The organism is Halomonas kalidii, assembly GCF_030010475.1.
GTDB lineage: Bacteria > Pseudomonadota > Gammaproteobacteria > Pseudomonadales > Halomonadaceae > Halomonas > Halomonas heilongjiangensis.
The window spans coordinates 75,205-88,700 of sequence record NZ_JASCQN010000008.1 but is presented as its reverse complement, the minus strand read 5'-3'; the positions used below and the strand labels follow the sequence as shown (position 1 = coordinate 88,700).

Annotated in this window: 13 protein-coding genes; 10 read left to right on the top strand and 3 right to left on the bottom strand. The window is 65.8% G+C overall.

The window, feature by feature from the left end; translation table 11 throughout:
* Positions 1 to 22 precede the first annotated feature (22 nt).
* Positions 23 to 715: a GntR family transcriptional regulator gene (locus tag QLQ85_RS00960; protein ID WP_282737309.1), complete on the top strand. Its 693-nt coding sequence runs from the start codon at positions 23 to 25 to the stop codon at positions 713 to 715.
* A gap of 12 nt (positions 716 to 727) precedes the next feature.
* Here the strand turns inward: QLQ85_RS00960 and QLQ85_RS00955 are convergent, their stop codons facing one another.
* Positions 728 to 1,219, bottom strand: coding sequence for a methylated-DNA--[protein]-cysteine S-methyltransferase (locus QLQ85_RS00955; protein WP_282737308.1), 492 nt, complete (start codon positions 1,217 to 1,219; stop codon positions 728 to 730).
* A gap of 201 nt (positions 1,220 to 1,420) precedes the next feature.
* Here QLQ85_RS00955 and QLQ85_RS00950 point away from each other — a divergent pair, with 201 nt between their 5' ends.
* Entirely contained in the window at positions 1,421 to 2,908 is a 1,488-nt protein-coding gene (locus QLQ85_RS00950) for a protein adenylyltransferase SelO (protein ID WP_282737307.1), read from the top strand.
* A 79-nt stretch (positions 2,909 to 2,987) separates the two neighbouring features.
* Here the strand turns inward: QLQ85_RS00950 and QLQ85_RS00945 are convergent, their stop codons facing one another.
* Together QLQ85_RS00945 and QLQ85_RS00940 are read right to left on the bottom strand one after the other, a co-directional pair.
* Positions 2,988 to 3,977 carry an AraC family transcriptional regulator gene (locus QLQ85_RS00945; RefSeq protein ID WP_282737306.1) on the bottom strand — a complete coding sequence of 330 codons (990 nt, stop codon included), beginning with the start codon at positions 3,975 to 3,977 and terminating at the stop codon, positions 2,988 to 2,990.
* Between the two features lie 217 nt (positions 3,978 to 4,194).
* Positions 4,195 to 5,205 (bottom strand): AraC family transcriptional regulator, encoded by a 1,011-nt coding sequence (locus QLQ85_RS00940; RefSeq protein WP_282737305.1) that lies wholly within the window; start codon positions 5,203 to 5,205, stop codon positions 4,195 to 4,197.
* A gap of 224 nt (positions 5,206 to 5,429) precedes the next feature.
* Here QLQ85_RS00940 and QLQ85_RS00935 point away from each other — a divergent pair, with 224 nt between their 5' ends.
* From QLQ85_RS00935 to antC, 8 genes are all read left to right on the top strand, one after another.
* Positions 5,430 to 6,662, top strand: coding sequence for a dienelactone hydrolase family protein (locus tag QLQ85_RS00935; RefSeq protein WP_282737304.1), 1,233 nt, complete (start codon positions 5,430 to 5,432; stop codon positions 6,660 to 6,662).
* Positions 6,663 to 6,680: 18 nt separating this feature from the next.
* Entirely contained in the window at positions 6,681 to 7,469 is a 789-nt protein-coding gene (locus QLQ85_RS00930) for an SDR family oxidoreductase (protein WP_282737303.1), read from the top strand.
* Between the two features lie 57 nt (positions 7,470 to 7,526).
* Positions 7,527 to 8,768 (top strand): styrene monooxygenase/indole monooxygenase family protein, encoded by a 1,242-nt coding sequence (locus tag QLQ85_RS00925; RefSeq protein ID WP_282737302.1) that lies wholly within the window; start codon positions 7,527 to 7,529, stop codon positions 8,766 to 8,768.
* A gap of 2 nt (positions 8,769 to 8,770) precedes the next feature.
* Positions 8,771 to 9,301, top strand: coding sequence for a flavin reductase family protein (locus QLQ85_RS00920; RefSeq protein WP_282737301.1), 531 nt, complete (start codon positions 8,771 to 8,773; stop codon positions 9,299 to 9,301).
* A gap of 76 nt (positions 9,302 to 9,377) precedes the next feature.
* Positions 9,378 to 10,271, top strand: coding sequence for a SphA family protein (locus QLQ85_RS00915; RefSeq protein ID WP_282737300.1), 894 nt, complete (start codon positions 9,378 to 9,380; stop codon positions 10,269 to 10,271).
* A 300-nt stretch (positions 10,272 to 10,571) separates the two neighbouring features.
* On the top strand, positions 10,572 to 11,960 hold the full coding sequence (gene antA, locus QLQ85_RS00910; RefSeq protein WP_282737299.1) for an anthranilate 1,2-dioxygenase large subunit: 1,389 nt from the start codon (positions 10,572 to 10,574) through the stop codon (positions 11,958 to 11,960).
* 3 nt (positions 11,961 to 11,963) lie between these two features.
* On the top strand, positions 11,964 to 12,449 hold the full coding sequence (antB, locus tag QLQ85_RS00905; protein ID WP_282737298.1) for an anthranilate 1,2-dioxygenase small subunit: 486 nt from the start codon (positions 11,964 to 11,966) through the stop codon (positions 12,447 to 12,449).
* 19 nt (positions 12,450 to 12,468) lie between these two features.
* Complete coding sequence (gene antC / locus QLQ85_RS00900) at positions 12,469 to 13,485, top strand: anthranilate 1,2-dioxygenase electron transfer component AntC (RefSeq protein ID WP_282737297.1); 1,017 nt, start codon at positions 12,469 to 12,471, stop codon at positions 13,483 to 13,485.
* Positions 13,486 to 13,496 lie beyond the last annotated feature (11 nt).

The window sequence follows — 13,496 nt, the reverse complement described above, 5'->3', positions numbered from 1 at the left end:
AGGGAAGACGGAGGAGAACGGCATGAAACGGTCCAATACCCAGCGGCTGAGGGACGCCCTGGAAGACGACATCATCAATGGGCGACGTGCCCCCGGCGACCGTCTCGATCCCGAGGCGCTCTGCCGGGAGTTCGAGGTGTCCCGCACCCCGGTACGCGAGGCGATCCAGCAACTGGTGGCCAGTGGCCTGGTGACCGTGTCGCCGAAGAAGGGCACCTTCGTGGCGCGGGTGGGCATCGAACAATTGATCGAGATGTTCGAGGTCATGGCCGAGCTGGAAGGCATGTGTGGTCGCCTGGCGGCACGGCGCATCAGCGAGCCGGAACTCGACGCCTTGCGGGGCGCCCTCGAGCGTTGCGAGGCGGCCGCGGCGGCGGGGGATACCGACGAGTACTACTACGAGAACGAGGCCTTCCATGACTGCATCTACGCGGCCAGCCACAACGGCTTCCTGGCCGGGGAGGCACGGCAGCTCAAGCAGCGGCTGAAGCCGTATCGCCGACTGCAGCTGCAGGTGCGCCAGCGCATGACGAGTTCGCTGAGCGAGCATCGAGCGGTCGTCGAGGCGATCGAGCGGGGCGATGCGCCGGGTGCCGAGCGCACCCTGCGCGAGCACGTGCTGATCCAGGGGGAGCGCTTCAGCGACTTCGTGGCCAGCGTGCGGCGCTTCGATGTCTCTCGTGAACAGGCCGCCGGCGGCGTCGCTGCCCGGTAGCCCCTCGCGTGATCACCCCAGCAGCATCGGCACCTCGCCCGCCTCGTGGGCCAGCAGCCACTGCTTGCGGCCGATGCCCCCGGCGTAGCCGGTCATGCGGCCGTCACTGCCAATCACCCGGTGGCAGGGCACCACGATGGCGATGGGGTTGCGGCCGTTGGCAGCGCCCACCGCGCGCTGGCCGCCCTTGCAGCCGAGCTGCTCGGCGATCTCGGCGTAGTTGCGGGTCTCGCCGAAGGGAATGCCTGATAGCGCCGCCCACACCCGGCGCTGGAAGTCGGTGCCCTGGGGTGCCAGCGGCAGGTCGAAGTCACGGCGGGTGCCGGCGAAGTACTCGGCGAGCTGCTCCCGGGCCTGATCGGTCAGCGGGCCGGGGCGCGGCGGTTCGTCCCGCTCGGAGACGAAGTCGATCTCGGTGAGGCCGGCGGCGCCGGCGCGGATGCGGATCAGGCCCAGGGCGTCACTGGACGGGGGGCGGTAGTAGTCGACTGCTTCGCTGCTCATCGTCGTGGCTCCTGCCGGTGCGATCGGCGTCGCGGGATCGTATGGAAGGAGTCTACCGCGACTCGTGGCGCCGGGCAGGACGAAATCGGCGGGCAGGGGAGCCCGGCGACCGACCCGGGGCGGCTCGAAGCGTCAAAGCCTTAGCGTTATACTCGGGTATTCATCCACCTTGCTGTGCTTCAGCCGCCGACCGGAGCCGCCATGTTTCCCGAGTTCACCCTGCGCTATGCCCGCCTGCCCGAGCGCTTCTTCGAGCGCTTCGATCCCGTGCCGGTGTCCGAGCCGCGGCTGGTGGCCTTCAACCGACCGCTGGCCGAGGAGCTCGGCTTCGACCTCGAGGCCTTCGATGAGCACCAGGCCGCCGAGTGGTTCGGCGGCAACGCCGTGCCGCCGGGGGCCGAGCCGCTGGCCCAGGCCTACGCCGGCCACCAGTTCGGCACCTTCGTGCCACGGCTCGGCGATGGCCGGGCGGTGCTGCTCGGCGAGGTGACCGACCGCCAGGCCCGGCTGCGCGACATCCAGCTCAAGGGGGCCGGGCGCACGCCGTTCTCCCGGGGCGCCGACGGTCGCGCGCCGCTGGGGCCGGTACTGCGCGAGTACCTGGTCAGCGAGGCGATGCATGGGCTGGGCATTCCCACTACCCGGGCGCTCGCGGCGGTGACCACCGGCGAGCGGGTCTTCCGGCGCGTGCCCGAGCCCGGCGCCGTGTTGACCCGGGTGGCCGCCAGCCACCTGCGGGTGGGCACCTTCCAGTACTACGCCGCCCGTGGCGACGTGGAGGCGATCCGCACCCTGGCCGATATGGCCATCGAGCGGCACTATCCTGAACTACTCGGGCCCGAACTGGCGGATGTCGACGAGGCAGGGCGCTATCTGGCGCTGATCGAGGCGGTGCAGGCGCGCCAGGCGGCGCTGGTGGCGAAGTGGATGGGCGTCGGCTTCATCCACGGAGTGATGAACACCGACAACACGACGATCTCCGGCGAGACCATCGACTATGGCCCCTGCGCCTTCATGGAAAGCTACGATCCGCGCACCGTGTTCAGCTCCATCGACGAGGGGGAGCGCTACGCCTACGCCAACCAGCCGTGGATCGTCCAGTGGAACCTGGCCCGCCTGGCCGAGACCCTGCTGCCGCTGATCGACCCCGACCAGGAGCGGGCGGTGGAGCTCGCCACCGCGCTGATCCAGGCCTACCCCGAGCGGTACGAGCGTGAATGGCTCGCCGTGATGCGCTCCAAGCTCGGCCTGGCCTCGGAGCAGGCCGAGGATCGCGAGCTGGTCGAGGGCCTGCTCGAGGCGATGCACGCCGGGCGCGCCGACTTCACCCGGACCTTCCGCCGTCTGGCCGAGGCGCTGGAGACGGACGCCCCGGCACTGCTCGAGCTGTTCGAGCGCGACGAGCCCATCCGTGCCTGGCTGCCGCGCTGGCGCGCGCGATTGGCGCGGGAGGACGTGGACACGGCCGAAATCGCCACCCGACTGCGTGCCGTGAATCCCGCCTATATTCCCCGCAACCACAAGGTCGAGGAGGCGCTGGCCGCCGCGGCCGAGCACGACGACTTCGGCCCCTTCGAGGCGCTGCGCGAGGTGCTCGCCAGCCCCTTCGCGGAGCAGCCCGGCCGCGAGGCCTATGCCATGCCGGCTCCGCCCAGCGAGCGGGTCTTCCGCACCTTCTGCGGGACCTGAGGAGCAACACGCCACGCTCGTCCGCCCAGGTTGCGGGAAGAGTCTCCGTAGACGTGGGCGGGGGGCGGCTGCTCGTGGGCTACTGCAGCTGGGCTTGGATGGTCCGCTTCAGGGTCTCGGAAGGCAGCTCACCGAAGCGCGCCCGGTACTCCTGGGAGAAGCGCCCCAACTGCTGGAAGCCGCAGTCCATGGCGATGCTGGAGACGCTCTCGTGGGGAGCGGCCTGCTCCAACTGCTGGCGCACGTGGTCGAAGCGCAACTGGCGGAAGTAGGCGATGGGGGAGATCCCGTACTGGTTGTGGAAGTCGCGGTAGAGGCGCTCCCGGGAGACGCCGGCGACCCGCTCCAGGTCGGCCAGGCCCAGCGGGTGGTCCAGGGAGTCCCGGAACAGGGTCTCGAGCCGGGCGAGATAGGCCGGCCGACCCTGCTGGCGGTCCAGCAGTTCGCTCGAGTAGTTGTGGGGCTGGGTGTAGAGCAGGCTGGTGATCAGCGAGTTCTCGAAGTTGCTCCACACCTCGGGCAGGTCGCACAGCGAGCCGTCTGCGTCCAGCATCTCCTGGAGGTTCGCGACCATCCGCCACCACTCCTGCACCGTGCCGCTCAGCGGCATGCGTGGATCGAAGATGACCGGGCGGGACAGTTCACGGCTGAGCAGCTGAGAGAGCTTGCGTTCGATGCCCTGGCGCGACAGCCGTACCAGCCGCTTCCGACAGCTCTCGTCCATGCTCAGCTGCAGCGGCTGGCTGGGCGAGATGATGGCGGCCACCCCGGTGTCGGAGCCGAAGGCGTTGCCCCGGAGCTCGAAGTTCTGGGAACCGCGCAGGGGCAGGCTGATGCTGTAGCTATGGGTCAGGTCGGCGATATCGATATGCACGGGGGTCGAGTATTCGATGATGCCGATGGAGACGTTGCCCAGGCTGGTGCCCTGGTGTCGAAAGCTGAGCTCTCGGGGGCGCGGCACCTCGAGGCGATGGGGGCCGTTGATGCCACTCATCCAGCGGCAGGCCGAGTCGGCGTTCTGGAACTCGGCAGCGATCTGCTGACGCGTCGGGGCAGGGGATACGGTCATGGTTCCTCCTTGCCTCGCCGTCGGGTGTGGTTGTCGTCGGGCCATCGCGATGGCCGTGGAGAGACGGTCGAGGCCAATGTTCGCATGTCGCCCTTGGGTACGCACTGCGAACTGGTGGGCTCATTTTGCCACCCTGATCAAGCAATGACCAGTTCCATAGAAGATACCGCCAATCGGCGTTGAGGCAAAGCCTCCTTCTGTCGCATCCCTGAAGCCGTCACTGGCCGGCGCGGCGCCGGGTCTCGCTGGGGGACTCGCCGAAGGTCATGCGATAGATCTGGCTGAAGCGGCCCATATGGGTAAAGCCCCAGCGTATGGCGATCTCGGTGATCGAGCCACTGCCATCATTCGCCAGCAGGGCTTCTCTTACCCTATGCAGCCGTACATTACGCAGGTACTCCATCGGACTCTGGTACCGGAAATCGTGAAACCCGGTATAGAGCGTCCTCAGGCTGACACCCGCCACCGCGGCCAGCTGGGCCGGTGTCAGCGGCTCCTGGGCATGTTCCTCGATGTACTCTTCGACCCGTTTGACGTGGCGCGGAGCCAAACGCCGGTCGCCCTGGTGAAGCTCATCGGTGTAGCTATGGGGCTGTACCGTCAGCAGGGTGGTGATGATGAGCTGCTCGAGCTGGGCGGCGATCAGTGGCTCTCTGGTGGCTTGGGGCGACTCATGCAGCAGTCGGGTGATGTAGGCGATGAGGTTGTACCAGCAGGGCTCAGCCCGCCAATGGAGCTGCGGATGAAAGCATAGTGGTGTCCGCAACGAATGACCCAGGTGGCGGCTGCACGCCAGCTCCATGGCCTCACGATCGATCCGCAGCATCAACTGGTCGCAGTCGTGGCTCCAGCGCATCTTGACGCGCGCCGTCGGGTTGAGCACCGAGGCCAGTGTCTGGCCCGAGGTGATGCAGTCTTGATCGCTCACTATCTCGGCCTGGCCACGCAGGGGCATCTGGATCAGGTAGAAGCGTTCGAGCTGCTCGGGGTCGATCTGCACGTCACTGCCGTAGGCCAGCCGGTGATACGACACCTTGCCCAAGCCAACCGAGTGCAAGCGCGCCTCCAGGGCGCCGCTTTTCCCCAGGGGATCCAGTCGATGCGGCTTGAAGACATCGGAGACTCTCTCCTGGGTCTCCTCCAGGGTCTGCGAACTGAACACGAGTCGGTGGTCGTCCTCCAGCAACGCCGACCTGAGCCAGTCGGGTAGACGGTCTTTCGAAGTCATGGGGAGCTTCTCTAGTTATTGTCGTTACCCGCTTCAACCGAGCGGGTGTGTCTTGCTTGTGTCTTCCAGTATAAGGCTCGATCTCCTGATCCAAGTCGTGTCAATGCACTTTCTGCACGGAACGGATAACCGCTGCATTCAGCGGATCGTGTGACAGGAAGGCCCTTGCCTAAGGTGGTGGTGTGGATTTCCGCAATCCAGGAACAACACCAGGAGGCATGAACATGGGTACTTCCATCGAGATCCAGGCCGCGGATGGTAGCGGCAGCTTCAGTGGCTATCTGGCGCTGCCGGCCTCGGGCAGCGGCCCCGGTATCGTCCTGCTGCAGGAGATCTTCGGCGTCAACGCCACCATTCGCGAGATCGCCGATTACTACGCCGAGGAGGGCTATGTGGTGCTGGCGCCGGATCTGTTCTGGCGCCAGGAGCCCGGCATCGAGCTGGGCTATGGGCCCGAGGAGTGGCAGCGGGCCTTCGGCTTCTATCAGGGCTTCGATCAGGATAGGGGGATCGAGGATATCGCCGCCGCCATCGAGACACTCCGCTCTCGCCCCGAGTGTACGGGCGCCGTGGGGGCGCTGGGCTTCTGTCTCGGTGCACGGTTGGCTTACCTGACCGCCTGTCGTTGCGATGTCGATGCCGCCGTCGGCTACTACGGCATGGGCATCGAGAAGCACCTCGACGAGGCGGCGAACATCCGCGGCCGGCTGGTGCTGCACTTCGCCGAGAACGACGAGTACTGCCCCGCCGCGGCACGCCAGGAGATCCAGGCCGCGCTCGGCGAGCGAGACAATATCGAACTCTACCTCTACCCGGGGGTGGATCATGCCTTCGCTCGGCCTCGCTCCGAGCACTATGACAAGCCATCGGCGCTGATGGCGCACCAGCGCTCGGTGGCCGCCTTCCGCAAGGCCATGGGACCCCACTATGACCTCTCGGCCCTGTGGGACAAGCACTGCGAGTACGAGTTCTCCACCCGCAACGTCGACGACACCATGGCCACCATGGTGGCCGAGCCCTACGTCAACCATATCCCGACCCTTACCGGCGGCGTCGGCCACAAGGACCTGTACCGCTTCTACAAGCATCACTTCGTCGACAGCAATCCCGATGACACCACCCTGATTCCCCTCTCGCGCACCATCGGAGCGACCCAGATCGTCGACGAGCTGCTGTTCTGCTTCACCCATGATCGGGAGATCGACTGGCTGCTGCCGGGCATTCCGCCTACCGGCAAGCATGTCGAGATTCCCCTGGTGGCGATCGTCAAGTTCCGCGGCGACAAGCTCTACCACGAGCATATCTATTGGGATCAGGCCTCGTTGCTGGTGCAGATCGGGGTGCTCGATCCCGAAGGACTGCCGGTGGCCGGCCGGGAAACCGCCGCCAAGCTGCTGGACGAAACGCTGCCGTCCAACCGCCTGATGGCGAGGTGGGCGGAGAGCGACGGCCGGTAACGAGAGGAGGGGAAAGCCATGAACGATTTCAACAACCGCAGCGTCGTCATCACCGGCGGCGCGACCCTGATCGGTGCCGCCGTGGCCGAGGCCTTCGTCGAGGCCGGCGCCAGCGTCACCCTGCTCGATATCGATGCCAAGGCCGGTGCCGTGCTGGCGGATCGTCTCGGTGAGCAGGGGCTCTTCATCGAAACCGACATCACCTCCGACGACCAGCTGGCGTCCGCCGTCCACGAGGTCGAGAGGCACTTCGGTGGGATCGACTGCCTGACCAACCTGGCCTGCAGCTACCTCGACGAGGGCGAGGCGTCGTCCCGCGCCGACTGGCTAAAGGCGCTGGACGTCAATCTCGTCAGCACCGTGATGGCCGCCAAGGCGGTGCGCCCGGCGATGGTGAAGCGCGGCGGTGGTGCCATCGTCAACTTCAGCAGCATCTCGGCCCAGGCCGCCCAGACCGGGCGCTGGCTCTACCCGGCCAGCAAGGCCGCCATCAAGCATGTGACCCGCAGTATGGCACTGGACTTCGCCACGGACGGCATTCGCGTCAACTCGGTCTCGCCCGGCTGGACCTGGTCGCGGGTGATCGACGAGATCTGCGGCGGCGACCGGGACAAGGCCAACCGGGTGGCGGCCGACTTCCATATGCTCGGCCGGCTTGGCGACGCGCAGGAGGTGGCGGCAGTGGTGCGCTTCCTCTGCTCGGACCAGGCCAGCTTCGTCACCGGCGCCGACTATGCGGTGGATGGGGGCTACTCGGCCCTCGGGCCCGAGCAGCGCGTGCCGGCGATTCCCCGCCTGGCCGACTGAGCCAACCCTGGACCAGCCGTCCGGCTGGAACAACAACAATCGATGATGGAGATCATCATGACCCGACGTATCGCAATCGTAGGGGCCGGCCAGTCCGGTCTGCAGACCGGCATCGGTCTGCTGCAGCAGGGCTATCAGGTGACCCTGCTTTCCAATCGCACCGGCGAGCAGATCCGCCAGGGTCGCGTAATGTCGAGCCAGTGCATGTTCGACCAGGCACTGCAGACCGAGCGCGACCTGGGGCTGAACTTCTGGGAGAGCGACTGCCCGCCGGTGGAGGGCATCGGCATGACGGTGCCCGATCCCGAACGCCCCGGCGCCAAGCTGATCGACTGGGCCGCGCCGCTGGATCGGCCGGCCCAATCGGTGGATCAGCGACTCAAGATGCCGGTGTGGATGGAGGAGTTCGTGCGCCTGGGTGGCGAGTTGGTGATCCGCGATGCCGGCATCGACGACCTGGAGGAGCTGGCTGCCAGCCATGACCTGGTGCTGGTGGCCGCCGGCAAGGGCGATATCGTGCGCCTGTTCGAGCGCGACGAGTCACGTTCCCGCTTCGACAAGCCCCAGCGGGCCCTAGCCCTGACCTATGTGCAGGGCATGGAACCCAAGGAGCCCTATTCGCGGGTGGCATTCAACCTGATCCCGGGCGTCGGCGAGTACTTCGTCTTCCCGGCGCTGACCCTCAACGGCCCTTGCGAGATCATGGTGTTCGAGGGGATCCCCGGGGGCCCGATGGACTGCTGGCAGGAGGTATCGACCCCCGAGCAGCATCTGGTCAAGAGCCTTGAGCTGATCCGTACCTATGCCCCCTGGGAGGCGGAACGCTGCAAGGGCGTTCAGCTCAGCGACGACAACGGTATTCTCGCCGGCCGCTTTCCGCCCACCGTGCGCAAGCCGGTGGCGACCCTGCCTTCCGGTCGCCGAGTGCTGGGCATCGCCGATGCCCTGGTGGTCAACGACCCCATTACCGGTCAGGGCTCGAACAACGGCGCCAAGTGCAGCCGTGTCTACCTGGACGCCATCCTGGCCCGGGGCGAGGCTCCCTTCGATACCGCCTGGATGGAGGCCACCTTCGAGACCTACTGGCGCTATGCCAAGGACGTGGTGAACTGGACCAACAGCATGCTGCTGCCGCCCGCCGAGCACATCCTCGAGCTGCTGGGAGCGGCACAGCACTCGCCGGCGCTGGCCTCGGTGCTGGCCAATGGCTTCGACAACCCTCCCGATTACCTGCCCTGGTGGCTGGATGCCCAGGCCTGCGATCACTTCGTCAACATTCACCTGAAGAAGGGGGCTTGATCATGACCAACATGACTGCACCCGCCCCGGCACGGGGCGATGCCAGCGAGTTTTCCGAGGCGCTGGATGGTCGGGCCCTGCGCAATACCCTGGGGCGTTTCGCCACCGGCGTCACCGTGGTGACCTCGACCACCGAGACGGGGGCGCCGCTCGGTATCACCGCCAACTCCTTCTCGTCGTTGTCCCTGGAGCCGGCACTGATCCTCTGGAGCCTGGTGTTGAGCTCGCCCAATCTGGCGGCCTTCGCCGAGGGGCGACCCTTCGCGGTCAATATCCTTGGCGCACATCAGGATGAGCTGGCCATGCAGTTCGCCCGGCCGGCGGTGGACAAGTTCGCGGGGGTCGCGCATCACGCCAACGCCCAGGGGGTGCCGCTGCTGGCGGGGGCCCTGGCCCGGCTTGAGTGTCGCGTCGAGTTCACACGTATCGCCGGGGATCACTTGCTGATCGTCGGACGTGTGCAGCGCTTCGACACCGAGGAGGGGGAGCCGCTGGTGTTCTATCAAGGGAACTTTCAACGCGTCATCGCCTGACCACCCAACCGGCGCGGGACCGGCCCGGCTGGCCGGCTCCACGCGAAAACAACAACAAGCCATGAGTACTAACCCCATGACCCACAATTACGCATCGCTGAGGGCCGGCGTCGCCGGCCTGACCCTGCTGTTCACGGCGACGGTCCAAGCCACCGAAGGGGGTGGCTCCAGCTACCCCATGGGTGCCGAGAACTTCCTGATGGGGGCCCTGCCGCCCCCCGGGGTCTATCCGCTGCTCTATGCCAATCACTATGCCGCTGACGAGTTCCGGGATGACCAGGGCAATCGCCTGCCCATCGACTTCCGGTTGCGCGCCAATGTGGTGGCGCCGCGGCTGCTCTGGGTCACGGAGCAGACCCTGTGGGGCGGTCAGCTGGCCTTCGCCGGGCTCTTTCCGCTGGTCGACGTGGACGTCACCGTGAATGGCCAGCACGACAGCGACCGAGGTCTCGGAGATGTCGATCTCACCATGGCGCTGGCCTATCACCACAGCGCCAGCCTGCATAGTGCGTTCGGTATCGACGTGATCGCCCCCACCGGCAGCTACGATACGGGAAGACTGGCGAATATCGGCCGTAACTACTGGACGGTACAGGGGGTCTATGCGATTTCCCATGTCGATCCGGGGGGGATCAACTGGGATCTCAAGTTGATGTATGACTACAACTTCGAGAACAGTGACACCAATTACCGATCCGGTCAGGAGCTGCATGTCGACTATGCACTGGGCTACGGTGTACATCCCAATTGGGTAGTGGGTGTCGGGGGCTATGCCTACCGGCAGATCACCGGAGATAGGTTGAATGGCGTCGATATCGGCAACAAAGGACAGGCCTTTGCCATCGGCCCTTCCATTAAGCTGGACAACGGCAAAGGCGCCTTCGTTTCGTTGAAATACGAGAGAGAATTCTTCGTCGAGAATCGCCCCAGGGGTGATGCCTTGTGGCTCAAGGCCAGCATCCCGTTCTGATCCCGTGACGTCCGACGCGATTGCACAAGGCACCGGCAATTTACATGCCGGTGCCTTTCTCGTTGATGGAAGCGGCGCGGCCCGGCCCGGTCGCCGCCCGTTTCAGCTCCTCGGGGCGGGCGGGAATTCCTCGTGAATCATCTGGGCAAAGACCGGGGCTCGGAAGGGTGAGGCTGCCGGCATGGGTATCCTGCCCGGCGGAAAAAGTGCATAGCCTTCCTCCAATAACCGCATAGTGGCCCCAGGGGGGGATGCCTAAGGTGGGTCGTACCACGACAAGCAACAAGACGGTAACGACCGATGACAGCACATCGCCCCCTCCCCGAATGGCAGGCGTTTATCGAGAACTGTATCGACTTTCGCCCCGACGATGGCGTCTTTCGCGTTGCGCGGGACATGTTCACCGACGAGGCGCTGTTCGATCTCGAGATGGAACTGATCTTCGAGAAGCAGTGGATCTTTGCCTGCCACGAGAGCCAGATCCCCAACCCCAACGACTTCATCACCATGCAGGCCGGCCGCCAGCCGATGATCATCACCCGCGATGGCAAGGGCGAGCTGCGGGCGCTGGCCAATACCTGTCAGCACCGCGGCGCCACCCTGACCCGGGTCTGCAAGGGCAACCAGTCCACCTTCACCTGCCCGTTCCACGCCTGGTGCTACAAGTCCGACGGTCGCCTGGTCAAGGTCAAGGCCCCCAGCGAATATCCCCAGGACTTCGACAAGGCCAGCCGTGGCCTGAGCCAGGCGCGGATCGCAAGCTACCGTGGCTTCGTCTTCATCAGCCTGGACACCGAGTCCACCGTCAGCCTCGAGGAGTTCCTCGGCGACACCAAGCTGTTCTTCGACATGATGGTGGAGCAGGCGAAGGATGGTGAGCTCGAGGTGCTGCCCGGCGAGTCCCGCTACACCTTCAACGCCAACTGGAAGCTGCAGAACGAGAACGGCCTGGACGGCTATCACGTCAGCACCGTGCACTACAACTACGTCTCCACCGTGCAGCACCGGCGTGAGCTGGAGGCCCAACTGCACGGCAGCAGCGGCGAGACCCTCGACTACAGCAAGCTGGGTGCCGGCGACAAGGACACCGATGACGGCTGGTTCTCCTTCGCCAACGGCCACAGCCTGCTGTTCAGCGACATGCCCAACCCCCAGGTGCGTCCCGGCTACGCCACGGTGATGCCGCGCCTGCTGGAGCAGCATCCCCAGGAGCGCGCCGAGTGGACCATGCACCGGCTGCGCAACCTGAACATCTACCCCAGCCTGTTCTTCATGGACCAGATCAGCTCCCAGTTGCGCATCGTGCGCCCCGTGGCCTGGAACAAGACCGAGGTCATCAGCCTGTGTCTGGGCGTCAAGGGTGAGTCGGACGCCGACCGCGAGAACCGTATCCGTCAGTTCGAGGACTTCTTCAACGTCTCCGGCATGGGGACGCCAGACGACCTGGTGGAGTTCCGCGAGCAGCAGCGCGGCTTCGAGGCGCGGGCCACCGAGTGGAACGACATCTCCCGGGGCTACCAGAGCTGGGAATACGGCGAGACCCACAACAGCCAGGTGCTCGGCATAAAGCCGGTGATCACCGGCACCGAGTTCACCCATGAGGGGCTCTACGTCAACCAGCACGGCACCTGGCAGCGGATGCTGCTCGAGGGCCTCGAGAAGAAAGCACTCAAGCTCCAGGAGGTGTAAGTCATGAGCCAGCAGCAATCCATCGAGCAGTTCCTCTATCGGGTCGCCGACTACTGCGACACCCAGGACTGGGATGCCTATCTCGACCAGTTCGCCCCGGAGTGCGAGTTCCATATTCCCCAGTGGAAGGGCGAGCACGAGATCACGTCCGACCCCAAGCGTGAGATGTCGCTGATGTACTACGCCGACCGCACCGGGCTGGAGGATCGTATCTTCCGCCTGCGCACCGGCAAGTCCGCCGCCTCCACGCCCATGCCACGCACCCTGCACCTGATCGACAACGTGCGCTGTGTACCCCGGGAGGATGGCAGCGTCCAGGCGCGGGTGAACTGGGTGACCCACTTCCATCGCTTCGGCGAGAGCGGTCACTTCTTCGGTACCGCCGACTACACCCTGCGGGGTGACGGCGATGACTGGAAGATCACCCGCAAGCACACCGTGCTGCTCAACGACAAGATCGATTCCGTCCTGGACTTCTATCACGTCTGATCACGCTGGAGGGCGAGTCATGCATAACACAGCCGCCATCGTCTTTCGGGACGGCACTACCCGCTTCGTCAAGGTCGACAAGAACGAGCTGCTGATGGACGCCGCCCAGCGCCACGGGGTCAACCTGCCGGTGGACTGCCGCGAAGGGGTCTGCGGTACCTGCCGCTGCCTGCGCGAGTCCGGCGACGTCGACGTCGAGTATATCGACGAGGAGGCCCTGACCGAGGAGGAGATCGGCGAAGGGCATGTGCTGGCGTGCCAGACTCGCCTGCGCTCCAGCCAGGCATCCTTCTACTTCGACATCGACTCCAACGTCTGCAGCGTGGCCACCGAGGTGCATGACGGCACCGTCAGCGCCGTGGAGCAGGTCTCCGACGCCGCCGCCATCCTCGAGGTCACCCTCGACGATCCCGCCCAGGCATTGCCGTACCTGCCCGGCCAGTATGCGCGCCTCGAGGTGCCGGGCACCGACGAATGGCGGGCCTACTCCTTCGCCACCTCGGCGGTGAAGGAGGGCAGGCTGCGCTTCCTGATCCGTCTGCTGCCCAGCGGCGTGATGAGCGATTACCTGCGTGATCGCTGCACCCCGGGCGATGCGATCTCCCTGGAGGCCCCGCTGGGCGCGTTCTACTTGCGCGAGATCCAGCGTCCCCTGCTGATGGTGGCCGGCGGCACCGGGCTGTCGGCCTTCCTCGGCATGCTCGAGCAGCTGGCAGAGAAGGGCGAGTGCGCCCAGCCGATCCGTCTGTGCTACGGGGTGACCCAGGAGCAGGACCTCAGCGAGCTGGCGCGCCTGGATGCCTTGACCGAGGCCCTGCCCGACTTCGCCTTCGACACCATCGTGATGAACCCGTCCGAGGCCTGGCGGGGCAAGCAGGGCGTGGTCTGCGACCTCTTCGATCTCGATTTCCTGGCCCAGCCCTTCGACGCCTACCTGTGCGGGCCGCCGCCGATGATCGAAGCCTCGAAGCACTGGCTCGAGGCGCGCGAGGTGGGTGAGCACCGCGTGTTCTTCGAGAAGTTCGTCTCGAGCTGATGAGACGCCAC